The 26776-nt window shown below is 41.6% G+C and carries 23 protein-coding genes; 16 read left to right on the plus strand and 7 right to left on the minus strand.

Features of this window, described 5'->3' with window-relative positions:
- The first annotated feature begins 12 nt into the window (after positions 1-12).
- From EFE42_RS03965 to EFE42_RS04005, 9 genes are all read left to right on the plus strand, one after another.
- The gene (locus tag EFE42_RS03965) at positions 13-456 is read left to right on the plus strand and encodes a UPF0179 family protein (protein WP_123136015.1); all 444 of its coding nucleotides are present in this window, start codon (positions 13-15) and stop codon (positions 454-456) included.
- A gap of 37 nt (positions 457-493) precedes the next feature.
- Positions 494-1120 (plus strand): DUF2150 family protein, encoded by a 627-nt coding sequence (locus tag EFE42_RS03970; RefSeq protein ID WP_123136016.1) that lies wholly within the window; start codon positions 494-496, stop codon positions 1118-1120.
- Between the two features lie 174 nt (positions 1121-1294).
- Positions 1295-1690, plus strand: a complete 396-nt coding sequence (gene cfbA, locus EFE42_RS03975; protein ID WP_072561627.1) for a sirohydrochlorin nickelochelatase — start codon at positions 1295-1297, stop codon at positions 1688-1690.
- Between the two features lie 18 nt (positions 1691-1708).
- On the plus strand, positions 1709-3043 hold the full coding sequence (gene cfbE / locus EFE42_RS03980; RefSeq protein WP_123136017.1) for a coenzyme F430 synthase: 1335 nt from the start codon (positions 1709-1711) through the stop codon (positions 3041-3043).
- 15 nt (positions 3044-3058) lie between these two features.
- Entirely contained in the window at positions 3059-4168 is a 1110-nt protein-coding gene (cfbD, locus tag EFE42_RS03985) for a Ni-sirohydrochlorin a,c-diamide reductive cyclase catalytic subunit (protein WP_123136018.1), read from the plus strand.
- A gap of 1 nt (position 4169) precedes the next feature.
- Positions 4170-4967, plus strand: a complete 798-nt coding sequence (gene cfbC / locus EFE42_RS03990; RefSeq protein ID WP_123136019.1) for a Ni-sirohydrochlorin a,c-diamide reductive cyclase ATP-dependent reductase subunit — start codon at positions 4170-4172, stop codon at positions 4965-4967.
- An 8-nt stretch (positions 4968-4975) separates the two neighbouring features.
- Positions 4976-6421: a Ni-sirohydrochlorin a,c-diamide synthase gene (gene cfbB / locus EFE42_RS03995; protein WP_123136020.1), complete on the plus strand. Its 1446-nt coding sequence runs from the start codon at positions 4976-4978 to the stop codon at positions 6419-6421.
- A gap of 67 nt (positions 6422-6488) precedes the next feature.
- A complete protein-coding gene (endA, locus tag EFE42_RS04000) occupies positions 6489-7541 on the plus strand; it encodes a tRNA-intron lyase (protein ID WP_199724079.1) in 1053 nt (350 codons plus the stop codon).
- 76 nt (positions 7542-7617) lie between these two features.
- On the plus strand, positions 7618-8631 hold the full coding sequence (locus EFE42_RS04005; RefSeq protein ID WP_123136021.1) for an AI-2E family transporter: 1014 nt from the start codon (positions 7618-7620) through the stop codon (positions 8629-8631).
- A gap of 7 nt (positions 8632-8638) precedes the next feature.
- Here the strand turns inward: EFE42_RS04005 and EFE42_RS04010 are convergent, their stop codons facing one another.
- From EFE42_RS04010 to hcp (EFE42_RS04025), 4 genes are all read right to left on the minus strand, one after another.
- Positions 8639-9292, minus strand: a complete 654-nt coding sequence (locus EFE42_RS04010) for a PHP domain-containing protein (protein ID WP_123136022.1) — start codon at positions 9290-9292, stop codon at positions 8639-8641.
- A 56-nt stretch (positions 9293-9348) separates the two neighbouring features.
- Positions 9349-10605, minus strand: a complete 1257-nt coding sequence (hflX, locus tag EFE42_RS04015) for a GTPase HflX (protein WP_123136023.1) — start codon at positions 10603-10605, stop codon at positions 9349-9351.
- A gap of 31 nt (positions 10606-10636) precedes the next feature.
- Complete coding sequence (locus EFE42_RS04020; RefSeq protein WP_123136024.1) at positions 10637-11044, minus strand: DUF2209 domain-containing protein; 408 nt, start codon at positions 11042-11044, stop codon at positions 10637-10639.
- A 258-nt stretch (positions 11045-11302) separates the two neighbouring features.
- Positions 11303-12922: a hydroxylamine reductase gene (hcp, locus tag EFE42_RS04025; protein ID WP_123136025.1), complete on the minus strand. Its 1620-nt coding sequence runs from the start codon at positions 12920-12922 to the stop codon at positions 11303-11305.
- 516 nt (positions 12923-13438) lie between these two features.
- Between hcp (EFE42_RS04025) and EFE42_RS04030 the strand changes: the two genes are divergently transcribed.
- Positions 13439-16939: a PAS domain S-box protein gene (locus EFE42_RS04030; protein ID WP_123136026.1), complete on the plus strand. Its 3501-nt coding sequence runs from the start codon at positions 13439-13441 to the stop codon at positions 16937-16939.
- Between the two features lie 337 nt (positions 16940-17276).
- Positions 17277-17624, plus strand: a complete 348-nt coding sequence (locus tag EFE42_RS10610) for a hypothetical protein (RefSeq protein WP_199724080.1) — start codon at positions 17277-17279, stop codon at positions 17622-17624.
- A 352-nt stretch (positions 17625-17976) separates the two neighbouring features.
- On the opposite strand, the gene EFE42_RS04040 is transcribed toward EFE42_RS10610, so the two are convergent.
- Complete coding sequence (locus tag EFE42_RS04040; protein ID WP_370448661.1) at positions 17977-18636, minus strand: rhodanese-like domain-containing protein; 660 nt, start codon at positions 18634-18636, stop codon at positions 17977-17979.
- A 144-nt stretch (positions 18637-18780) separates the two neighbouring features.
- Between EFE42_RS04040 and EFE42_RS04045 the strand changes: the two genes are divergently transcribed.
- A complete protein-coding gene (locus EFE42_RS04045) occupies positions 18781-20175 on the plus strand; it encodes an NAD(P)/FAD-dependent oxidoreductase (protein ID WP_123136028.1) in 1395 nt (464 codons plus the stop codon).
- A 9-nt stretch (positions 20176-20184) separates the two neighbouring features.
- On the opposite strand, the gene EFE42_RS04050 is transcribed toward EFE42_RS04045, so the two are convergent.
- The gene (locus EFE42_RS04050; RefSeq protein ID WP_123136029.1) at positions 20185-20559 is read right to left on the minus strand and encodes a helix-turn-helix domain-containing protein; all 375 of its coding nucleotides are present in this window, start codon (positions 20557-20559) and stop codon (positions 20185-20187) included.
- A gap of 118 nt (positions 20560-20677) precedes the next feature.
- On the opposite strand from EFE42_RS04050, the gene hcp (EFE42_RS04055) reads away from it, so the two are divergent.
- Both hcp (EFE42_RS04055) and EFE42_RS04060 read left to right on the plus strand, forming a co-directional pair.
- On the plus strand, positions 20678-22366 hold the full coding sequence (gene hcp / locus EFE42_RS04055) for a hydroxylamine reductase (protein ID WP_123136030.1): 1689 nt from the start codon (positions 20678-20680) through the stop codon (positions 22364-22366).
- A gap of 32 nt (positions 22367-22398) precedes the next feature.
- Entirely contained in the window at positions 22399-22737 is a 339-nt protein-coding gene (locus EFE42_RS04060; RefSeq protein WP_123136031.1) for a cupin domain-containing protein, read from the plus strand.
- Between the two features lie 8 nt (positions 22738-22745).
- Here the strand turns inward: EFE42_RS04060 and EFE42_RS04065 are convergent, their stop codons facing one another.
- The gene (locus tag EFE42_RS04065) at positions 22746-23102 is read right to left on the minus strand and encodes a hypothetical protein (RefSeq protein WP_123136032.1); all 357 of its coding nucleotides are present in this window, start codon (positions 23100-23102) and stop codon (positions 22746-22748) included.
- Between the two features lie 183 nt (positions 23103-23285).
- Here EFE42_RS04065 and EFE42_RS04070 point away from each other — a divergent pair, with 183 nt between their 5' ends.
- Positions 23286-23903, plus strand: a complete 618-nt coding sequence (locus tag EFE42_RS04070) for a glycerophosphoryl diester phosphodiesterase membrane domain-containing protein (protein ID WP_123136033.1) — start codon at positions 23286-23288, stop codon at positions 23901-23903.
- 70 nt (positions 23904-23973) lie between these two features.
- Positions 23974-26718, plus strand: coding sequence for a VWA domain-containing protein (locus tag EFE42_RS04075; RefSeq protein WP_158599188.1), 2745 nt, complete (start codon positions 23974-23976; stop codon positions 26716-26718).
- The last annotated feature ends 58 nt before the right edge of the window (positions 26719-26776 follow it).

A 26776-nucleotide genomic window follows, 5' to 3' on the forward strand; every position in this document is an offset into this window, starting at 1 on the left:
CAGGTGATGCTTATGGATGAAGAAGATACCATGATTACACTCATCGGAACTCAAATTGCCCGGGAAGGGGAAGAGTTCATATTTGAAGGGGAAGCTCCTGAATGCGAAAAATGCAAACTCAGGAATACATGCATGAATCTGGAAAAAGGACGCAAGTATGTAGTCCGGAAAATAAGGACAAATACCCTGCACGAATGTTTTGTTCATGAACAAGGAGCATACGTGGTTGATGTGGCAAAAGCTCCAATCGTTGCTGCCATTGATTCACGCAACGCTGTCCAGGGTTCCACTATCCGTTATAAGGAACCAAAATGTGACACAGATGACCAGGAACTCTACGATCTCTTTCATCCTGCAGGAATTAAGAACGGTGACAAATGTACAGTTGCAGAAGTCCTGGGAAATATTGAAAGTGACCAATGCAGCGGACATAAGAAAGTCAAACTTAAGTTTTGAAAAAAATCCCGATATAATTATAATGCGAGGGGCCATAATGCCAGAAACTAGTGATAAACAGATATTTCACGAATTTTATACGGAAAAGCGATGGAACAACTGGCTTCAAAAAGTTGGAGAAAGCAATTTCAAACTTGAAGAATCCGGGGATGCTCCCGAGAAAGATAGCGCTATTTTTGTGAATATGCAGGATGATGTAATCCTGGCATGCCTGAAGGTCATAGCTACCTGCCAGCGTGGAGAAAATTCTGTAGAAGAAACTCTTGATATCCTCTCCAGCATCGAAGAAATCGTTCTGAAAAAAGTAGATTCCATATCCGAAGATACCGATATGATGATTGAATCCCTTCAGAATTCTTTGCTGGCAACATTCGTCTCCTTCGAATGTTACCTGAACGGGGACTTTGATCAGGAATCAAAAATATCCGACCTCATAAATGGTGCAATCGAATCTGAACAGGATGAGGATTTCGAGGCTGCCCTGGGATATGTTGCAAGAATCGGTGCCCTTGTACTGGATGGTCAGGAACTTCCGGGCAAAGAAATGGAAGATATGCCCTATGGCATTGTTGCCGAATGGATGGACGGAATTGATTCCATAGAAGCCGCAATGGTAGGTACTGACAGTTACAAGGAAGACGATGGAGAATACGAAGTTGTCTGAACCTTACCCTTATTGATCCCCTCCACCCTTATTTTTTATTAAAGTTCACCCTGCAAGATCGATCCGAATTATTTTTATGTAATTACTCATTCATAGGGAGTAACACAAACACCCTACTAAAGTAAGACTGGTGTTTTTACTTGTATATTACACTGACAAAAAGAGGTATTCCACATGAGTGAAAAAATCGGAATTCTAGCTATCGGACATGGAAGCAGACTACCCTACAACAAAGAAGTAGTTACAAACATCGCCAATACCATCGCAGAAAAACACCCTGAATATGTAATCCGTACAGGTTTCATGGAAAACTGTGGCCCCTCCGTGCAAGAAGCCATGAAAGAATTCGAGGGAACCGGCGTCACCAGGATTGCAGCAGTACCGGTATTTCTGGCATCCGGCGTACACATCACCGAAGATATTCCCGAGATTCTCAAACTCGATCCGCAAACAAACGAAGGAAAATTTGAGGTCGATGGCAATGAAGTTCCCGTTGTTTACGGAAAACCTCTCGGTAACCATGAAATGCTTGCAGACCTTGTCTTTGAAAGGGCAAAGGAAGTTATCTGAAATAATTACTGAGACCACATGACAGCAGGGCAGAGACATTTCATAGTGCTTGACCTGAATCACGGTGGCCTGTTGATAAGCAGTAAACTTGCAGGCCACGGATACAGAGTAACCGCAGTGGATGTTTACGGCACACTCCCGAAAGAAAAATTCTCTGACCTGCCTGCTGAAGTAGATGTGGTTAGTAAGCCACCTCTGCCGGATAAAAACGCTATTATAATCACACCTGTTCATCTGGACCCCAACTATCCTGTTCTTGCAAAAGCCAGATCGCAGGGAAATACCATCTATTCTCACCATTACCTCACCGGTCAGCTCCTGCGTGAGGAAGGCATCTTCAGTCAAGCAAAAGTAATCGAGATCACCGGGGTTAAAGCCAAGACAAGTACTGCAACCCTTCTCGCCAGGATACTTTCCTTTAAAGAAAAAGTCATACTACATACAACCCGGGGCATAGAATACCTATCAGAAAACCAACATATCATGCTCCATAAAGGTCTCAGTATAACTCCCGCAAGCATACTTGAAGTTGTTAATATTGTCAGAGAGCAGGAAATTGAGCCATCGGTTTATGTCCTGGAAGAATCCCTGGGCACAACTGGCACAGGAGAGATGGGCACACTCACAACCCTCAGCCCTGACTACAGGATCGCTTCAGACAGCAAATGGGCAAGTGAAGCCAAATGGCAGATTATGCAACATCCTGTTGTGATAATGAACCAGCAGGACGCCAGTCTCATAGAAAATAACACAAAGACTGAGATCATAACGTTTGCTAACGGCAATCAAAAAGCAGATCTTATCAGCAGAATATCCGGAGAAACTATCAGTATGACTTATGATGGGAATACCATCAACTACAAAATCCAATCAGGTTACAATCCTGAAGAATATGCAATTGCTTTTGCCGCCAGCGCATGTGCCGGCCTGCGGGCAGGAGCAGACCCGGAAGACATCCGGAGAACCTTTGAAGGATTTAGCGGTGTAAAGGGAAGAATGCGGCAGGTGGATTTTCAACAAAGAAGACTCATTGATAACTCCAGTTCCGGACTGGATATTGATTCAGCAAGATCGGCCATTGAAATGGGACTGAATAAATCTGCAAAGAACGTGCTGATTATCGGAGAACATGCCGCACAGGTATGCGAAGGCTTTCCTCCGGAAAACATCCAAATATTGCTTTCAGAATACAAACAGTTCCTTGACCATGTGATCCTGATAGGCAAACGCATGGAAAACTTAAGTTCACAGAATACCATTCACAGGAAAAACCTGCAGGAAGGCCTGGAATGTGCCGTTTCGTTAACCGACAGCGGCGACACCATTATATCCTGCGTTAAATGTTTCAGGTAAAAAAGAGGAGAAAAAATGCAGCAGAAGAACCTTTCTATAATGCATCCCCGCCCGAGTTCCATAGTCGCGGCGCTGTACACTTTGAGAGATCTTAACGTAGAAGTCGCAATCCTCCACGGGCCCCCGGGTTGTTCTTTCAAGCATGCAAGATTGCTGGAAGAGGACGGGATCCGGGTTGTGACCACTGCCCTGGATGAAAACGGTTTCGTGTTCGGAGGACATGACCGACTTGTGGATATGTTACAGAAAGTCGAAGAAAGGTTCAGCCCGAAACGCATCGGGGTCGTCGGGACATGTGTGAGCATGATAATCGGCGAGGAACTCCATGAAGCGGTCATGGAAGCAAATCTGGATGCCCCTGTGATCGAAGTAGAGGTCCATGCCGGCTATAATGATAACACCAAAGGAGTATTGTTTGCCCTGGAATCGGCCCTTGACGTTGGAATAATAGACAGGCAGGAATTTGAAAGACAGCAACATCTTCTCAATGAAGCCACAAATGTCGAAAAAAAATATGGAGCAGCAAGCAAAGACTATCTTGAACCATCCCGTGGTGATGTAAAATATACTGTGGCAAAAAGAGTCATAGAAATGCTCAAAGCAGGCAAGAAAGGGATATGCATCCTCAATGCCAAAAAAGAAACCGCCTACATGTTTGCTGATATAACGGTGGCCCTGCAGGAAGTTGCTGAAAAACTCGGTGTTGAGGACAATATAGTCAATTTCGCAAATCTGGATACCGAGCTTGGCCTACCCCGGGTACGCCAGCATGCAGAACATATTCTTGCAGATATGGATAATAACGTAAAAATAGATGAAATTATAGGCGGACTGGATGAATATCCCATTGCAGGCCAGCAGGTCAGGCAACTTATAGAATCAAAATACAGAGATTTCGATTTTGCCGTGATCGCCGGTGTACCCCATGCTATACCAATGGAAGCGCTTGAAGGCATGGAACTTATATCAATCACAAATGGACCCAGACAGGTTCATCCCCTGAAAGATATGGGGCATAAACATGTGCTTGTGGAGATAGACCTCCATCCAAAAACACTGGGTGTGACAAATATCGTGGAATCCGAATTCGGAGCCACATTAAGGCAGCTTGCCCGGGAGGAGTAAAATGAATCCTCAAAAAAGAATCGCTATCTACGGTAAAGGCGGCATCGGGAAATCAAGTACTGCATCCAATGTAGCCGCCGCCTGTGCTGATGAGGGCTATAATGTCATGATTATCGGCTGTGATCCCAAAAGTGATTCATCCATAACCCTGCTGGGAGGAAAACGTATCCCCACCATCCTGGATATACTCAGGGACGGCATGGAAATTGAAGAAGAGGATGAAGTGGTCTTTGAGGGGTACAAGGCAGTGAAATGTGTAGAGGTAGGTGGACCTGAACCGGGTATAGGTTGTGCCGGCAGGGGAATCATTGTTGCCATCCAGAAACTCAAAAAGATATCCCAATCCATGAAAGAAATGGACCTTATCATTTACGATGTGCCCGGTGATATCGTCTGTGGCGGATTTGTGGCTCCGATCAGGAAAGGACTGGTCAATGAGGCCTATGTCCTTACATCAGGGGAATACATGCCCCTGTATGCAGCCAACAACATTTGCAAGGGACTGTCCCGTATAAATACGAAGCTTAGCGGCGTAATCTGCAACTCACGCAGTGTCAGCCGGGAAGAGGAGATAGTAAACAAATTTGCAAATGAGATTGGAAGTGAGCTGGTGGCCTTTATACCAAAGGAGCAGATCGTTCAGGACTGCGAAAGGGATGGCTATTCAGTGCTTGAAAAGGCGGGAGATACAGATATTGCCGAAGTGTATCGCACCCTTGCAAGAAATATAATGGCCAGTGATTGTGCGGTCGACCCCCGGGCACTGGCAGATGAGAGGCTCAGGGAACTTACCCGGTAAGGAATTGTATGCCCGACCAAAATCTTATGGAGATGCCGCGTCTGCTGATATCCGCAGATCGTTCCTCTTCCGGTAAAACGACAATCGTTGTCGGAATGCTGGCAGCCCTTACTGCAAAGGGATACAGGGTACAACCTTTCAAGGTAGGCCTGGACTACATAGATCCGAGTTATCATTCTGAAATCACAGGCCGCAATGCCCGCAATATAGACGGCTACCTCATGGATGAGGAAGGAATTCGTGATGTATTCACCCATGGATGTGAAACTGACGAAAAAGCTGATATTGCCATCATCGAAGGCGTAAGAGGCCTCTATGAAGGCTTTGATAGTTTCACCGACATCGGCAGTACTGCCCAGATAGCAAAAATACTCAAATGTCCGGTCGTGCTTGTAATCAATGCCCGCAGCATCACACGTTCAGCCGCAGCCCTTGTGAAAGGTTACACCTCTTTTGATGAAAGTATAAACATTGCAGGGGTCATCCTGAATAATATAGGAAACCCCCGCCATGCAAAAAAGGCCAGTGAAGCCATTGAACACTACACCGGGATTCCCGTACTTGGAACCATTCGCAGGGATAATGCAATGCAGATATCCATGCGTCATCTGGGACTGATCCCGGCCCTTGAAGGACGCAGCCGTATCAGTGACCTGGACCAGCGAATCGGGACTATCCGGGACAGGGTGGACGAGGGAGTGGATATTGCAGAGATACTTAAAATTGCAAACTCTGCAGAACCTGTCGAAAAACCTCCAAAAACCATGTTCACATCCCGTGACATAAAAGGAAAGAGGCCTAAAATCGGTGTGGCACTGGATGAGGCTTTCAATTTTTATTATCATGATAACATCGAATTGCTCCAGCTGGCAGGTGCAGATCTGGAATATTTCAGCCCGGTCCATGATGGTAAGTTACCCGATGTTGATGGATTGTATATCGGCGGAGGATATCCCGAACTTTTTGCCTCCCAACTTCAGGACAATGAATCCCTGCGCCGGGAGATGCGGGAAGCATCCAGATCAGGAATGCCCATCTATGCAGAATGCGGCGGGCTTATGTACCTGACAGAGAAACTCACCACCGGCGTAAAAGGGAAAGGCACATACCATATGGCAGAAATGCCCGAAGCCACCACCGAAATGGTGGGAGCATTACCCGGCCACACCCTTATGGGACATACCCGTGTGGTTAGTTACAATAACGGCCAAATTGTAAAGGATGCGATCATTGGCAAAAAGGGAAATACATTCAGGGGTCATGAATTCCATCACTCCGAGATAAGGGACATCCCGGATAACACGGATTTTGCCATTAAACTTTCCCGGGGAATCGGAATCAAAGGTGAATGGGACGGGATGACAGTAGAAAATACACTGGGGTCTTATGCACACCTGGAAGGTGTCTCCTATCGTGGATTTGCGAGGTCCTTTGTGGATACTATACTGGAGTGAAACCAACTTATAAATAAAAGCAAATCTCATTGTGCCATCGCTATTTACTGTTTACCGGGTGCTCGGCTTGATAGGAAAACTGAAAGAAGACAGGGTTGTTGCCGGTAAAGAGGCAATTGAAGAGATATATGAAACAAGTTATTACGGCAGACCCAAAAAAGGCAATCTAATACTCACCCTGGTTGAAGCAGCACACCTGCTTTACCGTGAGAAACTCGAAATCGAAAGAGAAGGCGTATCCCTTGGATTTGAAGAATATTTCAAGAGTGCATCCCTGTTAAACCCCAATTTTGAACTCAAATATATTGTGTATAAGGACCTTCGAGAACGTGGTTTTTATGTTCAGCCGGGAGTTGCGGATTTCAGGGTATATCCACGGGGTGGCAAGCCCGGAAAATCCTCATCCAGGAGTTATGTGTATGTCCATTCGGAAAGAGTTGCCCTTCCCCTGTCCGTTCTTTTGAAAAATCTGGAATCAGCCGGTAACGTGCGCAAACAGCTCATAATTGCAGTTGTGGACGAGGAAAGCGACATTACCTATTATGAAGTGCAGGAATCAGACCCTGCAGGTAATATGGAACAGCTGTATCCTTCACTGCATACTCCTGCAACAATGCTTGAGGATCGTGTCATTGTCTGGGACGGTGAAGCTTCAGGTAAACTGTACGAAAATGGTTTTTATGGAAAACCCCTGGACCAGAAACGTCTGCAATTGTCCCTTGTAGAAGGCGCTTTCCTGCTAAAGAATAACATAATTGAAGTAACCACACGAAAGGATGACAATAAACTCAATTTTGATGAGTTCTGCGAAAGAGCCGCGCATATCGAACCTCTTTTCCAGAGGAAATACAGGGTATACGAAGACCTCAGGATCCGCAAACTTGTACCTAAAACCGGATTCAAGTTCGGTACACATTTCAGGGTCTACAGCGAAGTAAAATCCGCATCAAAGATTCCCCACTCCGAATACCTGACCCACTCGATCGGGACGCAGCATGAATTTTCCCTGCCGGTTATGTCAAGGGCAATCAGGCTGGCCAACAGTGTACGTAAAAAAATGCTCTTTGCAATAGAAGACGATGAAATACGTCATATCGATATTACACGTGTGAAAATGTAAAGATCCAAAACACAAGCAAGAACAAAAGGCCAGTATATTTCAAATCCCGGGAATCAGCCTCAAGAGGAGGTATAAGATGAAAAATGAAAAGGATGCAAAAATAGCAATCGCCCTGCTTTTCATAGTAATACTTGCAATTGCAATAACCTATGCCCTGTATCCCTATATTGAAGCTTTTTTTGCTGCCCTGATTATTTATGTAATAATGAAACCCGCGCATGATTTACTGACAAAAAGGCTGAAAATCAACAAACGGCTTGCCTCCGTTGTATTGATCGTGCTATCTATTGTAATTATAATAATTCCCTTGTACTACCTCATAATCCTTCTATCCCAGCAGGTAGGCCTGGTGCTGGATCTCGTAACATCAAATATGGATATTGTCTACGGGGATTTGCAAAAAATAAATGAACTGGCTCCGGCTCTGGATCTGGAACAGAAAGCCTCGGATATCGTCACAACAATAGGGGGATTCGTAAGCCAGCTTGTGCTGGGAACCATTCAGAACCTAGGAAACCAGCTTATCGGCCTGATTATAATGGTTTTCCTGTTGTACTATCTATTTACTACGGATGATGAGACACTTAAAGACGTGACTTCCAATATAATCCCTTTCAGTGACAGCAACAAGGACAAATTGATGAGGGAAATGAAGAATATCATCCATTCCACAATAATAGCCACTTTCTTCATAGCAGCCGTGCAGGGCGGATTACTTGCGTTGACCTTTTATCTGCTTGGCATCCAGGGAGCAGTACTATGGGGATTCGTCACACTGATTCTTTCAATAATGCCTGTTGTAGGAGCTCCTCTTGTATGGATCCCGGCAATCATTTTCAAAGTTATAGAAGGAGATTTCTTTGCTGCAGGGGTCATTTTCATAGCAGGAATGGTAATCAGCAACATAGATAATTTCCTGCGTCCGTATATTCAGGAGAAGGTAGGTGCAATCCATCCCTTTGTTTCCCTGCTGGGAATTTTCATAGGAATATACCTATTCGGGTTGGTAGGTATCGTAGTTGGGCCACTGGTCCTTTCTTCCTTCCTGCTGATGTTAAGAATGTTCCATGAAGATTACATCAAAACCTGATATGCAGTTAATAGATTTTTTTCCTGATACCCCTGAACATCTGCCCTACCACATATTTCTGAGGTGTCAGCTTACCCCCCGGTTTTACACGGCCTGCTTTTATCGCAGAGAGGACAGAATCCATCGATCCATCCACAACATCGATGTCTGTATAGGACCTGCCAACCATACATGGTTCATGGGCATCACTGCCTCCTACTTGCGGCAATCCCAGCTTATCGGCAACTATCTTTGCCCTGGTATTGGCATAAGGAGTTAGACAACGGGAATTGAAAACTTCAACCGCATCCACATCCAGACCTTCCAGGTACCCGATCCCGTGAGAGGTTTTTTTGTAGGGATGAGGAATAATTACAAGGCCACCACGATCGTGTGCATATTCGATTGTGGAAAGGACACTCATTGACGCAGGCACACTTTCCGATGCACCCAACACTAGCACATGACCTTCAGTAGAACTTACTTCCTGCCCCGGAATTACCAGTATGTCCGAAGCAATTTCTAAAGCTCGTCTGGCACAGGCAAAACCACCTTCAACACTGTCATGATCACATATTGCAACCCCATCCAGCCCGTTTCTTTTAGCCCATTCCAGGATTGAATCAAATTGAGAATCACTATCTTTTGAAAAACAGGAGTGCACATGCAGATCAATCAACATATAATAAAGGCTATGCAATCTGAATTTATAAATCTTTGGAGGTGGTTTTGGCTGTATTACCGGAAACTTAATCTTTTCTCAAGGGATTTGGCTTTGCGATAGACCTCATTCCTGGCCTCCACATCCATAACAATATTATGACCATAATTTACACTGTGCACGATTCCTTCCTCAAAAAGCCAGGAAACAGCAGACATGCTTTCACCTGACATAGGTAACTCCAGGGTAAACCGTTTCCATTCAGGCAGATGGGAGTGAATAATGTCCTTGAGCTCATCCAGCCCTTCGCCGGTCTTTGCAGAGACCACCACTGGATTGGGAGCCAGGTAGGCAATCGATTTGAGCCGGGAGCTGAGTTCTTCGGGAAAAAGCCTGTCAGCTTTGTTGATAGCGGTGATTATTGTGGCTTTTTCGAGCTGTTCCCAGAATATTTCATGGGATACGGCGAGTTTCTTCCTTATAATATCTACCGGCTCACTGATATCCACCACAAGCAGGATTATATCCGCCCTGAATACATCTTCCAGGGTTGAGCGGAATGCATCCACCAGAAAGTGGGGGAGATCTTCGATAAATCCCACGGTGTCTGTGAGGAGGGTCCATCGGCCATTAATATTCAGATATCTTGTGGTGGGGGAAAGGGTGGTAAAAAGCATATTTTCCACCTCCACATTTTCATCGACCAGGGTGCGGAATAATGTACTTTTTCCCGCATTCGTATAACCCGCAAGGGACAACAGGGAAAACCCTTCTGAATGTCGGTAACCACGCAGGCTTTCGCTGTCCCTCTGTCCTGTGCTGAGCTCTTTCTTAATGCGACTTATACGTTTCTTGACATCCTGCTCATAGGAGTCCTCATAGCCCCCCAGCCCCATGAAACCGGGGCGCTCTTCCATTTTTAGCAGGGATACGATTTTCCTGGCTCTGGGAAGCTCATATTCCAGCCGGGCAAGTTCAACCTGCATACGGGAACGCCTGGTGGTAGCCCGGCTTGCAAAAATTTCCAATATCAATTGAAACTTATCTATTACCTCGCACTTGCACATCTCGGATAGGTTATAGACCTGGGTTACAGAAAGGGGATTGTAGAATATTATTTTTGCAGGTTTTTGTGACAGGGCCAGCTCTGCAACCTCTTCTGCCTTACCTTTGCCTATCTGGTATTGCCTGTCAGGATAACGGGTCTGGATCACTTCCTGGACTACATTATAATTTCCAGCCCTGGCAAGTTCCCTTAATTCAGCGAGTTTGCGTTGGTTTTCTGACTCACTGCAGCGGGGAATTCTCCTCTGTACAAGAATTACATCTTTCATATGGTTTAACTCTGGATTATGAAAATATAGTTTATAGATTATCTTTGATTGGTTCCCATGACCGGGAATCAAGAAGTAAATTGCGACTGCTCAGGGATATATGGTGAGCGATTTCAATACCCATCCTTTCACTCAGGGATTCTGGATACTTGAAAGATGCGGTGAACATACTGTTTGAAAGCCATTCAGACTGGTTGAAAAGGTCCCCTTTCTCTGCCACTATGGTAACCCCTACCATTCCTTCAACTGTTCTTTCAATCATCTGCACAACATCCACAACCTCGGGAGGGGTGTCACTCACAAATGGTTTGATATTTACATCATGTATCTGTTTCACATGCCCTCCGGCTATCGAAAGGGATACAGCAGCACATACCATCAGGTATCTGGAATTATGGCGATGCCGGCCTGATATATCTACAGCAATTATCCTTTCCATTTCGTATCCCCGATTATCTGAAGTATTCTGCCTTTAGTAAGGGTTTTAGTAATAAAATATTTGTCTTTTTAGCATGCAGACCTTGAAGAGGATCTTTTAGATATAGGTTAGATCCATTTAGAAATACTGAGGAAATGGTCATTTCTCTTGCTGTCCACTATCCATTGATGAGCCGGCAGGAAGACTGCCTTATGTTGAGAATGGAAGAATAGAAAAAGACAGTTGACCCGGAAGGGTCCTGTCTCCATTTTTAAGAGTTTACTTTAATAACCTTTCCATATCCTCTTCTACAGTTGTGTTCGGTGTTATGTTGAACTTTTCCACCAGCACTTTCAATACATTCGGGGAAACAAATGCCGGCAGTCTCGGTCCAAGGGTGATATCCTTTATTCCAAGCCTCAGGAGGGTAAGCAATACAAGGACTGCCTTTTGTTCATACCATGCGATATTGTAGGAGATAGGTGCATCATTGACATCTTCAAATCCAAGTCTGGCCATAAGTCCCTGTGCAATGATTACCAGTGAAAATGAATCATTGCACTGTCCTGCATCCAGTACCCTGGGAATTCCGTCAATTTCTCCCAGGTTAAGTTTATTGTAGCGATATTTTGCACATCCGGCGGTAAGTATGACAGTATCTTCAGGCAACGCCTCTGCAAAATCTGTGTAGTACTGCCTGTCCTTATGACGTCCGTCACATCCTGCCATGACAATGAACTTCTTTATCTTACCCGCTTTGACAGCATCAACAATTTTGTCTGCATTGGACAATACGGTGTTGTAGGCAAACCCACCCGTAATGGTACCTTCTTCCAGTTGTACCGGAGGTTCACATGCCTTTGCCTGCTCGACGATGGCAGAGAAGTCTTTCTTACCATCTTTAGCCACGATGTGTGTGGCACCATCATAACCTACGGATCCTGTAGTGTATAATCTATCAATATAGGTCTTCTTCGGAGGAACTATGCAGTTGCTTGTCAGTAATATTGGTCCGTTGAAACTCTCGAATTCCTGCTTCTGGTGCCACCATGACCCCCCATAGTTGCCCACCAGGTGTTCGTACTTCTTGAATTCAGGATAGGCATTGGCAGGCAGCATTTCTCCGTGGGTATAGACATCTATACCGGTGCCTTCAGTCTGGTCCAATAATTGTTTCAGGTCATTCAGGTCATGCCCACTGATAAGGATTCCCGGGTTGTTTTTAGTTGCGATATTGACCTGAGTCGATTCGGGATGGCCGAATGTAGTGGTATTTGCCATGTCAAGTGCTGCCATCACATCAAAACCCTTTTCCCCGCATCTCAGGACCAGCGAGATAAGTTGCTTTTCAGTCAGGCTGTCATCCGTAGTTGCCACCAGGCCGTCTTCTATAAACGAATTGACCTTTTTATTGGTATGTCCAAGCATCATAGCATGATGTGCATATGATGCAATTCCTTTGATACCAAAAATCAATAATTCTCTTAATGACCGGATATCTTCATCCTCTGTTGCAAGTATGCCGGTATTCCTATCTTTGAGGTTTTCCGGGGTCACAGCTGCTATATCGGGCAGATCGTTCTCGTCAAGTGCATTGTTGTCCAGAAGTTTCTGCTTGATCTCCTTCTGAAGTTCGAATCCCCTGTCAATACGTTCCTGAATACCGGTTGCTCTGAAATCGGTATTTGTTATGGTTGAGAACAATGCGTCGAACATAAAATCATCAGTGCTCTTTTCAGAAATGCCCGCCTTTCTTGCTTTCTGGTTGTAGAATGAAATGCTTTTTAGCACATAGATCAAATCGTCCTGAAGGTCTGCAACTTCCCCTTTCTTACCGCACATACCATTCTTAGTGCAACCTTCCCCGTTCATTGTTTCTTCACACTGATAACAGAACATTTTATCACCTTTATTTTTAATTACGAATGCAGGTATGCAACCATTTATTCGTATGAGATTGTGGTCGCCATCTTGTAAGTTAACACTTACATATCTGAGATCTGACTATTTATAGAGATAGTTTCCACTTCGATACTCCAAAACGAATACTGCTAAAACCCACTCCTCTATAAACTATGTTATCACATCTACTTAAAATGCTAGTGACAAAAATCAGATGTGATTTTATTTATATTATGTTTCGTTCTATAATACCCCCCATAGTTTCCACTGGAATATGTTAGTCCAAATCCAATATATACAAATTCAGTAGTTCTCTAATTTTCCCTCCATCTTGTTCCTACCCCTATTGAATTACCTTAAACACTGCACTACTAGCTGAATTCTTAACTTTCTCCTAAGCCATTCTTCAACAAACAGAATATTTAAGTATAGGAGATTGTATAGGTTCCATTTAGTGCACAATATAAAAGTTGTTATTAATTATTCCTGCATATATTTTTTTGGAGAATCTACATGAATAAAATTACAGTATCGCCTAATATTTTTGACATAAACGATATCCATACTTGGTATCTTCTTGACCCATATACATATGGTTCAATAAATCAAACACATGCAGATTTTCTGGGAAAAAATAAACAAGAAATAGAAAGAAACCATATTGATACGGTTTTGCCTGAACCCATAAGCAAATTGTGTATAGAAAACAATAACAAAATTTTTAGTTCTGGGATTGCTATTCAAACAGAAGAATGGGTTCCTGATGGAGAAGATAACCTCCATCTTTTGTCAATTACAAAAATTCCTCATATTGGAGAAGATGGTGAAGTTGAATATGTGACATGTAATGCTATTGATATAACAGAACAAAAAATTGAGAGGCAACTTCTCACCATACAACACGATATATCAATGGGCATACATACTTCAAATGGGCTAAAAGCAAATCTGGACCATGTACTGACCAACTTACTCCGTATAGAGTCGATAGATGCAGGAGGCATTTATCTTCTTGAAAAAGAAAGTGAGGCATTGAAATTAGTTGTACATAATGGGCTTTCTGATGAATTTATTAAAAAGACTTCTTATTATGAGGCAGAATCCCCACAAGCTCAGCTTGTTATGAAGGGTAAACCTGTATACACTAACTATTCACATCTTCTTCCAGTAAATGCAGAAAATAACTCTTTTGAAGAACTTAAAGCAATTGCGGTGATACCTATCAAAGTTGGGGGTGAAGTAATTGCTGCAATAAATCTTGGCTCTCATTCCCATGAAAACATGACAATGGCCACAAAAATGGCTGTTGAAACTATTGCTCCCCATTTGGGAGAAATTATTCAAAAAATAAGAACTGAAACAGCATTGTTCCAACAGCAAATAAATCTGGAGAAGATGTTTTCTACAATTGAAGATTTTCTTTTTGTTTTAGGTGAAGATGGTAGCATACTTAAGGTAAATCAAGCTGTCTACGACAAACTTGGATATACTGATAATGAGCTACAGAATATGACAGTAATTGACCTTCATCCTGAAAATCGTCAGACTGAAGCTATTTCTATTGTAGAAAAAATGCTCAAAGGTACAAAGAAAAGCTGTCCCATACCTCTGCTTACAAAAAATGGAACACAAATACCTGTAGAAACAAAAGTTGTCCGAGGCGTCTGGAATGGAAAAAATGTATTAATGGGTATTTCTCGAGATATAACAAATCGAAAGGAAGCAGAAGACAAACTTCGGAAAAACAAGGAAAGGTTACAGTTTGTAATCGAGGCAACTGAATTGGGTATGTGGGACTGGGAGGTTCAAAGCGGTGAAGTGGTTTTTAATGATAGATGGGCTGAGATCATAGGCTATGATCTGGAAGAACTTAAACCGCTTTCAATTGATACATGGATGAAATTTACCCGTCCACAAGACCTCGCCTTATCCCTTGAATTACTTGAAAAACATTTCAAAGGAGAGACAGAATATTACGATTGCGAAATACGCATGAAACATAAAGATGGACATTGGGTTTGGGTCCATGATAAAGGAAAAGTTGTTAGTTGGAATGGGGAAGGTCTTCCTTTACGTATGACTGGAACACATGAGGACATCACAGAAAGGAAACATATAGAAGAAAAACTTGCCAAATACCAGGAAGACCTTGAAGGGAAAGTAGATAAACGGACAGAAGAACTTACAAAAGTCAATCGTAAACTGCATCTTGAGATTGATAAAAGAAAGAAAAGTGAACAGCGTCTTCTCCAAAATATTAGGATAAAAGAAGCTACAAGAGTTATGAGTGCAACCCTTATAGACTTCGATGACTTTGATGAAGCTATCGAAAAATCCTTGTTAATATTAGGTTACTTGACAGGTGCTTCTAGGTCATATCTATTTCTGCTAAAAGAAAATGGAGATATGATGGATAATACCCATGAATGGTGTGCAGAAGGAGTAGAGCCACAAAAAGAAAATCTACAAGATTTACCTTCTGATATGTTCCCTTGGTGGATGGAAAAATTAGGGAACAATGAAATAATACATATCAAAGATGTAGATGAACTTCCAATAGAAGCATCAGCTGAAAAAGAAATCTTACAGATGCAAGATATCAAGTCTATAGTAGTGCTACCTGTATGGAAAAAAGGAGAACTTGCAGGATTCATAGGACTCGATAATACTACTGATACAGGAGAATGGGAAAACAAGGAACTCAATGCTCTTAATATAGCAGCTGATATGATTGGCCAAACCTTACTTAGGGAAGCATACAAAGAACAATTGAATATAAAACTCCAGATACAAACTGTAGTTAATGAAATCATAGGTGTTTTTGCAGAAAGAGTAACTTTAGAGGAAGGCTTGAACAGCACTCTAAGCAAATTGGGTCAACTTACAAAATCGGACAAATCTTATGCATTTTTCTTTGGAAATGATGGGAAATTAATGGATAAAACTTACGAATGGCATGCTGAAGGCTTAGAAATACAAAATCAAAATCTGCAAACTTTGGACATCGATAAATACACCTGGTTTATGGAAAAACTTCAAAATAACGAAATAATACATCTGGATTTCATACCAGAAGAAGCGGTAGCCGAAAAAGAATTACTTAATAAATTGAACACAAAATCCATATTAATCCTGCCTTTATGGAAAGGCGATAAACTTACAGGATTTATAGGAGTGACTAATCCAAAAGCAATCTCATCATGGAGAAAAGAGGACATAGATATTTTTTCCTTGATATCAAGCAAGGTGAGCGGCTTTCTTGAAAGAAAAGAAGCAGAACGTGCAATTATCAATGCCAGGTTGATAGAAGAAGGTTCAAAGAAAGCAAAATCCGAGTTCATTGGAAACATGAGTCATGAGTTGAGAACACCGCTTAATTCAGTAATTGGTTTTTCAGATATTTTGTTAAATAGTAAAGATAACCTTGATGAAAAGCAAAAGCGTTATGCTGAACATATAAATAATAATGGGAAAAATCTCTTGACAGAAATAAATAAATTACTTGCTTATGCAAGTACAGAATCAGAAACAGACAATTTTAACCCACAATATTATGATTTTAAGGACATATTTCGTGAAGTCAAAAAAACGTTAACTCCAAAAATTAGAAAAAATAATATTAAAATACAATGCACAACTGGAGATAGAACTGAAAATATTTTTGTAGATAAACAGATGTTCAATCAAATGTTGTATCATCTTCTTGATAATGCAATTAAGTTTTCTAATGAAAATGGTATTGTTAAAGTCAGTATAGGCCACAAGGAAGATTGTGTAGAACTAAAGGTATCTGATAATGGAGTTGGCATTGCACAAGAAAAGATGCAATTTTTGTTTGAACCTTTCGAACAACTCGATGATTTTCTTACAAAAGAACATGGTGGTTTGGGTATTGGCCTAACACTGGTAAACCATTATGCACAAATTCATGGGGGCAAGGTAGAAGTAGAAAGTGAAGAAAATAAGGGAAGTACTTTCATAGTAAAAATACCTGCTATGGAAAAAGCAAATTGATGTTATAATTTTTTTGATTCTGCTTAACCTTGGATCGTAATTGTGTTCAATTTCCCATAAATATGGTGTTAGAGACCTTACTTTTCAATTTTAGCTCATATAAAAAATTATATTTATTCTTTTCCCTATAATTGCCTTGAAAAGAGTTATCTAATAGGTAATAAAGCAATTCAACTAAAAATAAAGCATTTTAAAGGTTTATTTTTACTGGAAAGGTACATCAAAGTTTTTGTAAAGTAAAGTATATTTATATTTTCAACAGAGAATATGGTTATTAGGTTCAGGTAGAATAAACCAGAACCAATCGGTATAGAAAATAATATAGAGAGGTAAAATAATGAAAATAAGAACATTTAGTATGATTGCTGTGGCAGTCATGTTAGTCAGTCTTTTAGCAGTATCTGCCATGGCTGCAGGTCAAGGGAACGGAACAAATGCTTTCATAGACGTAGATGGTGATGGAGTCTGTGACAATTTCATTGATGAAGACGGTGATGGTATCAATGACAACTTCCTGGATGCAGATGGTGATGGGGTCTGTGATAATTTTATAGATGAAGATGGTGATGGTATCAATGATAAATCCCTTGGACATGGAAATGGCAATGGCAATGGAAATGGCAATGGAAATGGCAATGGAGATATGATGCAGGAAAGAAAAAGGGATGGTTCGTGCACACTGTAAAGTACAATAAATAAGTGAAAAGTAAAGTTAAATCGAATAATTAATAGCAATGTCCGGTAACATTGCCGGACTATTTATTTATACAATTCGAGTCTATCGGAAATTATCAGTAATGATTAATTCCATGAATATATTGAAATATTTTAAAAATACTTGCAGTCGTATCTGTTCTACTTCTTTATTATACGTTTATAATGAGATTGTCGGAAAAGCCCACATTCAAGAAAATTATAACATATCCATTAAATACAGTGCAATACAGCATAGCGTTTTACTTTCAGCCATTGCTTGAAATGTTTCGATTTTACCACTTTTCCGACAGTCTCTAATCATCCAAATTCACAATCTGTTTTCAACAATATTCATCTCCGGAAAGGAAATAATCCACAAGTTGTGATATTTCACTTATTGCCAATTGACCCACCAGATAGTCATCGATTGAAGTGGATATTTCTTCAATGTCTATTACGTAATTTTCGTTTTCGTCATAAATGTCATATGTCACAACAGGATATCCTGCAGCCTTCCAGGCAGTGATACCTCCTTCCATGTTGTACACATCGGTGTAACCAGCACCTACCAACGTGCTGCTTGCACTTGCACTGCGCCCCCCACTTTTACAATATACCAGTATTGTTTCATTATTCGGCACTTCATCCAGTCGGGAAGGCAGCTGTGTAACACCAATCAGGTTTGCATATTTGATATGACCTTCATCGAATTCACTTTGTGTCCTGACATCCAGCAGGAAAATATCTTCAGTACCAAGCATCTGTTTAGCTTGAGTAACACTTACATCCGTATATCCGCTTACACTGATATCAAATGCAGATACATTGCTCTGTGTATCGCTATCTACAAAAGCAAAACCTGTTGTAATTGTTCCCAGTAGAATTAAACTGAGCAGGAAAATTACTGTTTTACTATGCTCTACATATTTTATCCAAATACCCCCTTTGAAATTGTATGTATTGATTTTTCCTAAAATTATTATGGAATACTCTATCCAAATAACTTATATTAATTTTGGACCCCGGGTAAGAATCATTAGTCCGGACCATTAGCAGATATTTGGATTTATAGCGAAATACAGGATGAAAATAAGGACAACTATTTAATCATAAAAAATCCAGTTTTATGGGGAAATGGAGGTATTATGGCAGTGGATAATCGATACGATGTTATAATAATCGGAGCCGGGCCTGCCGGGATGTTTGCAGCCAATGAACTTTCCGGTCATGATTTGAAAATCCTGGTAATTGACAAGGGCAGAGATGTCGAAAAAAGACATTGTCCCATGGAATCCGTTCAACACTGTATGCACTGTACCCCCTGCAATATCATGTGTGGTGTTGGCGGAGCGGGTACATTTTCAGACGGGACCCTGAATTTAAGACCGGATATCGGAGGAGACCTTTTAGAATTCACTCATGATCAGGAGAAGGCATGGGAACTTGTGGATTATGTGGATAATATATTCCTGCAGTGTGGTGCCACAAAAAAAATGATCTCACCAAAGGGAGAAGATGTAGAGCAACTTCAACGCCGGGCTGCGTCAGTGGGAGCGAAATTCATCGATATCAAACAACGGCACATAGGAACCGACAACGCACCTGCTGTTATTGGGAAATTTAAAAAACAACTGGATGAAAGTGGAGTGGATTTTCTCCTGAATACTGATGTAAAAGACCTCTGGATTGAGAACAATGCCTGCAAAGGTGTTTTCCTGAATAATGGCAGGACAATAGAATCCAGTTATACGCTTCTGGCACCTGGTCGGATTGGGGGTAAATGGGTCAATGAAATTGTTGATAAACATTCAATCGAGGCCCGTTATGCAGGAGTGGACATAGGGATTCGTGTTGAGGTTCCCGGAATTATAATGGACCCTGTGACCAAAATAAACCGTGATCCGAAATTCCATATCCAGACTCGCAAGTATGACGATTTTGTACGCACTTTCTGTACCAATGAACACGGTTTTGTCGTCAGGGAAGAGTATGAAGGATTCATCGCCACCAATGGGCATTCAATGCATGACACGGTTTCTGAGAATACCAATTTCGCATTTTTGGTACACATCGAGTTGACAAAACCCATTGAGAATACAATCAAGTATGCCAGGTCAGTGGCAAAACTGGCAACCACCATAGGAGGGGGCAAACCTGTCCTCCAGAGGATGGGAGATCTGAGAAGAGGACAGCGTTCCACTGAAGCGCGTCTTACAAGAAATCCGGTGGTAAATACCCTAAAAGATGTAACTCCCGGGGATATTTCGATGGCCATGCCGCACAGGATAGTTATGGACATCATAGAGGGACTGGAAACCCTTGACAGGATCATTCCCGGCGTGGCTTGCGACTCCACTCTTCTCTATGCTCCGGAGGTCAAGTTCTATTCCATGAAAATACAGATTGACGGGAATATGCAATCAAGCATCAAGAACCTGTTTGCAGCCGGGGACGGAGCAGGATTGTCCAGAGACATAGTTAATGCTTCTGCAACCGGAATCCTGGCGGCAAGGGGAATTTTGGAGATATCTGCCCGATAAATTACTGTTTTAGTTGTCGGTTGCTTTTGCAACGCCGCAATATTTACAATCAGAAACAATACAAAGAGGATTATCAAATTTCCATTTGAGCCCCCATCCCTTGATCTCCTTGATTATTTCGATAAATTCCTGTCCACTTTCACTTAACGAATAGAAGGATTTTACAGGGATGGCCGAGGAATCAAGTTCCTTTTCAACAAGCCCATGTGCCTCAAGTTCCTTCAGGCGGGTGGACAGCATTTTTGGTGTAATATCTCCCAACATTGCTTTGAGTTCATTGAACTGTTTCTGGTATTTATCTCCTTTATGCAATTCCAGTAGGATACACAGCGTCCAGCGTTTGCCAATTATGTCCATCATCTTGTAAAGGGTACAATCTTTCATAGTATCTAGTTAGAAACCTTCTATTATATAAACCAGTATCCTAATAATACTTAGTATCGATAAGATACTTTGCTAGATATAAATGTTGCAAAATATCTATAAAGTGTGGAGGAAAAATATGTTTTGTTACCAATGTGAAGAAACAGCAAAAGGAGAAGCCTGTACAAAGGGTGGAGCATGCGGGAAATCAAATGACGTTGCAAATCTGCAGGACCAGCTTGTTTATATGCTCAAAGGGCTTGCCGCTGTCAATCAGAAAGCAAGAGACACAGTTCCCGAAAATCCGGGCCTGAAAACCCGATTAATAAATGCCCTGAAAGGAAACGAGCAAGAGGAAGGAGAACCAGAAGATTATATTGATTCCCGTTTCATGGAAGAAGCCCTTTTCTCAACAGTAACCAATGTAAACTTCAGTGCTACTGATTTCAAAAAGTGGATTCAGGATGCATATGATAAAAGGGAACAAATTAAATCCGAACTTCAGGCACATGGAGTGGACCTGAGCGATCTTCCGCAGGCTGCAACGGTCAACCCGGAGGAACTTGGAAACTCGGATTCAGTCAGTATCCTGGCAACTGAAGATGAAGATATCAGATCCCTGAGAGAATTACTTGTATACGGTCTAAAAGGTATGGCTGCGTATGCATACCATGCCCGTGTACTTGGTCACAAAGATAAAGATGTTGCGACTTTTGTTGACAGGGCACTGGTAGCCACTCTTGATGACTCCCTATCAGTAGATGATCTCACCGGCCTGGTGCTGGAATGTGGAAGTTTCGGTGTTAAGACAATGGCAATGCTGGACGAAGCCAACACTGCAACCTATGGTCATCCGGAACCCACAGAGATTAATATTGGAACCGGGAGCAATCCGGGAATCCTTATCAGTGGGCATGATCTGAAGGATATGGAACAACTACTGAAACAGACTGAAGGCACAGGTGTCGACGTCTATACCCACGGTGAGATGCTGCCTGCCAATGCCTATCCTGAATTTAAGAAGTACGAACACCTGGTGGGCAATTACGGTGGGTCATGGTGGCAACAGAAAACCGAGTTTGAAAAATTCAATGGTCCTGTGCTTATGACCACAAACTGTCTTGTACCTCCAAAGGATTCCTATTCAGACCGGGTATTCACAACAGCAATGGTCGGATTTGAAGGACTCAAGCACATCGAAGAGAAAGAAGACGGCACAAAAGACTTCTCTGAAATCATTGAAATGGCTAAGCAATCCAAACCACCCGAGCAGCTGGAAAATGGCGCAATACCTGCCGGATTTGCCCACAATGCCGCCCTTTCAGTTGCAGACAAGATTGTTGATGCAGTAAAAGCCGGCCAGATATCCCGGTTCATTGTGATGGCGGGTTGTGACGGGAGACAGCACGACAGGGAATATTATACTGAATTTGCAAAACAACTGCCACAGGATGCGGTAATTCTTACAGCAGGTTGTGCCAAGTACAGGTATAATAAGCTGGATCTGGGAGACATCGGCGGTATCCCCAGGGTACTGGATGCGGGCCAGTGTAATGATTCCTACTCACTGGTCGTCATTGCCCAAAAACTGGCTGAAGCCTTTGAACTGGATGACATAAATGATCTGCCGGTTTCCTACAACATTGCCTGGTATGAGCAAAAGGCAGTCCTTGTATTGCTTGCCCTGCTAAGTCTTGGCGTCAAGAACATTGTACTGGGACCGAGATTGCCGGCGTTTGTTTCCCCGAATGTGTTGAACGTGCTGGTTGAGAATTTCAACATCAGTAAGAACACAACTGTAGAAAATGATCTGGAGAGGCTGCTCTAAAGCCTCCCATCCCCTCTTTAGGAGAATTTAATATGCAAATCAGATACGTAAAAGATGCCGAGCAAAAAAAGAATCCGCATGGTGCAGATGTGCGAAAGATGTATGCATCAGACCATGGTCAGGCAATGCATATAACCCTTGAACCCAAGCAGTCTCTGAAAAAACATATTACTCCGGTGGATGTGTTTTTCTATATACTTGAAGGCAAGGCCAGGGTTGAGATTGGCGATGAAGCCGAGATTGTGGAGAAGGATTCAATTGTTGAGAGCCCTGCAAAGATACCACATCTGATAGCTAACGCAGGTGACGGAATTCTGCGTTTTTTGGTTGTGAAAATGCAAAAGCAGGAAGAATCCACCCAACTCCTGTAATTTATTTTTTAGATATAATATTCAACTGAAAACCTGTATATTACGTGTAACTTTTCCAGGGAGCGCACCTCTATTGATGGCATGTCACTATCAGGTGCGAAACCCGTTTCTTCAAAATCCACGAAAATGACTTTGCATTTGATGTTTTCATGAAGTTGTTCCATGAAATACCGTGCTTTTTCCATAATTCTTTGGATCAGTTCCTCAACCTGATCTGTTGTTAAGCTGTCACAGCAAGCGGGCACATATTTAACTTCAGTGCTCAAATGTTCGCGGTCATGCAGCATCATGGAAAAGCCATCAATCTGCGCTCCTATTATTGCATAATCCCCCAGTCCAAAACTCTTTGTAATGGTATTTTTCATTCTTATCCTCCTAGTTTTACTATGTACGTTTTACGTTAAATTGCTTTTCAAGAGAATACAACCTGAGCAATCCATTTGGCCTCCTCACATGGGTGACTATAAATCGACAGGTTATCTATTTATATAATAAAGTTCTCATATATTTTAGATTCGTAATTATACACAATTTCCAGGAGATCATTTATGGATTATGAGAAGATATTTTCAGACACATGGGATGTTTTCAAAGAAAACTTCGTGACATACATCATTGCTACATTGATTGCTATGATAGGTTCGATTCTTATTGTGACAATTGCCCCGCTGTTCTACGGTCTGGTAGATATGGCCGTCAGGGGCGTTAAGGGAGAGCCTATTGATTACAAAGATGTATTCAGTGGATTTGATCACTTCGTGAGAAGCTGGGTTTTCGCTATTGTGGCGGCTGTTCTATTGCTAGTTGGATACATACTGCTCATCATACCGGGAATTATCCTTTCCATCCTGCTGTTGTATGCTTTTCCATTACTTGTCATCAGGGGTTACAGTGGAGTTGATGCCATCAAGGAAAGTATTGAGATCGGAAAAAACAATTTCCTGGATACAGCAATCATTTCCATTATCCTCTGGATAATCAGTGGTATTGGCAGCTATGTAGTCTTTGGTTCCCTGATTACCACTCCGATTGTTGTGATAGCATCTGTGGTAGTCACATATCGTATGATCGAGAATTATGGAACCGCATATACCTATGTGGCAGATTTTGAAGAAGTTGATGACACTTCATCTGATGCAAATGAAGGGGTACAGAAGCCCCTTTAATTTTTTTCAACTTTTTTTATCTTTTAGTTTCCATAAATCTTACATACTAAAACACACAATATATTTATTGATGGTAGTGAAAATAATCCCTGCAATATTCTTGCTTTTTATTCTTGCATTATCAATTACACCCGTGACAGGACAGACTCTTGAAATAAGTGGCCCTGATGCTTTAGAAGCAGGCGAAGATGCCGTCATCTATGCCACTTTGAGTAATAATTCGACTCCCATACCAGTAGAGATTATCAATTTTTCTGCTGACGTTGGCCAGATATCTTCCAATGGAACTACCAATGCCTCAGGTGTAGCAACTGCAATATTTAACTCCACAGAAGCGAAAAGTGCAAACATAAGCGCAAACTACGGGAGCATATCCAATAATCTGTCCATCAATGTTGAACCTGCTGAAGTAAACCTTATTGACTGGTCCTGTAAAACTCAGGCTCTTGTAGTAGGAAATATTTCTACCATCAATTTCACTGCATACGATACATACGGCAATATCAACACAACTGCACCTATGGACGTTGAGATTTCAGTAATTGAATATGACAACAGTATCAGTAACTCATCCACCCTCTCCCTATCGGCTTATAATTATACCGGGATCAATATTACAGCAAATTCCATAACGTCTAATTATTCAACTTCTGTACATCCGTTTGCGACAGTTTTGCTGAACTCCACATTTGCATCTGTTGTGAACTTAAATGTATCATCCGGCACCGTCTCGAATATGACAAATATAACTTATTCCCCGGCTATCCCTTCTATATTGGAAATTAAATCTTATGATGAAGAATACACGGTAAACACAACTGAAAATATATCAGTCAACGTCTATGATCGTTACCGGAATCCCATCAATAATTCGACTGTAATATTTAACATTACACCACCCATAAATACGAGTTACAATTCACATATTCCCTATAATTCAAGTGAAATTCATCCCTCTTCTACAATAACCAACATAAAAGGTAGTGCCATTGCTTCATTCAGGACTGATAAAAGAGCAGGGGACAACATCATAAATATATCAGTATCTGAAAATGAGACACTCTATAAGGAAATATCCATAACCGGTATCGCAGATTCCGCAGAAGATATGCATTTGACGTATACCCCTTCCCTGTGTTATGCAAACAATGTAGACTCTTACAGTCTATCAGCAACTCCTGTAGACCAGTTCCTGAATCCCATACTTCCAAACGGCCCAAATATAAAAAAGCAGGTATACTTCAATGGCGGAACAACGAAAATTCCCCTGAATCCTTACGGCACTGCCACCACGAAAGTGGGTCCTACCCCTTATGTGGAAAATATTTCCGTGACAGCGAGTTTCAGAAATGAAACCGGTGATACAGGTATAAGTAATTCAACAAATGTGAATTTTATCAAAGGTGAACTTGCGCAGATAAAGTTATTTGCAATTCCTTCAACGATATTAACTAAAAATCTGATTGGTAACCATATTTCTTCAATTCGTGGGATAGCACTTGATGAATGGGGCCATTCTCTAAGTGACGTGAATATATCCCTTGTCAACACGAATGTATCCATGGGAAATCTTACCATGGAAGGGATAAATGAAACTAACTCAATTAACACCACCACCAATTCAGCAGGCAGATTCAGTGCAACCTTTGAAAGCAGGAATCTTGAAGGCAATTGTACAATTAATGCCACCAGTGGTGACATAAAAAGTTCTACAATCATTGACATACATGATTCACCTTTCATTACCTCGTGGGTAAACATAACACCTGCAACTGTAGATTCAGGTGATATCATAAATGTAACAACGGTAGTCTCTGTAGAAGGTGAATTACCTGTAACAAGACAGGCAGCAACTGCCATGCTCACTTTAGACAAATCCGGCAGCATGGACCCTGATTCATATGCAGGCACTCCCCTTGATGTGGTACTTGTTCTGGACCGCTCGGGTAGTATGCAATTCCTTGGGACATCACCCCAACAACCCCTTACAGATGCCCAGACTGCTGCCAAAACGTTCCTTGACAATCTGGTTTCAAACAGCCAGGTAGGAGTAATTTCTTTTTCCTCTTATTACAATATAGATGAAGATATAGGTTTAACCTTACTAAATTCTTCTTCAAACAAACAATTAGTGAGAAATGCAATTGATGCAATGGAATCTGCCAATGGTGGTACTGCCATGGGTGATGCACTTGCAAGAGCCAATGATGCCTTGATAAATGAAGGCCGTAATGATTCAAGTAAAGTAATTATTTTACTTACAGATGGTGTTGCTACTTCAGGTGACGATAGAGATGGTAGTGAAGCCATAGATGATGCAAATTCTCATGGAATCACAATTTACACCATTGGATTGGGTAGCAGTGATTACATAGATGAGCCAACCCTTCAAAACATTGCAACTGCTACCGACGGAACTTATTATAACGCACCCACAAGTTCAGATCTACAAGAGGTCTATAATTCAATTGCACAGAATATATCCGATTATGATGTAACAGATATTGAATATGGCGAGGAAGGTTTCACACCTTATTCTTATAAAGCTGAGGATGTAAATTTAAATTCTTCTTATCACTATGAAGACTCTTTTTGGATAAACAAGACGAATATTAATGATTTAAAAGTAAGGCTTGACTGGATAAATTCTTCAAATGATTTAGAACTTTCCTTAATAAGTCCATCTGGTAAAATATATGGAGCTAACGGGGATACAACAGGTTATTATTTTGATGACAGGCAAGCGATAGACATAGATGTACGCTCTGTTCAAAAAGATGCTTCAATCTATTCGGGAAATCCTGACGATTCCTAGCAAAATTCAGAATATCTCTGTATAACTGATGACTTCAATTCAAACGATGACCAGGCAG

Source organism: Methanohalophilus sp. RSK, assembly GCF_003722075.1.
Lineage (GTDB): Archaea > Halobacteriota > Methanosarcinia > Methanosarcinales > Methanosarcinaceae > Methanohalophilus.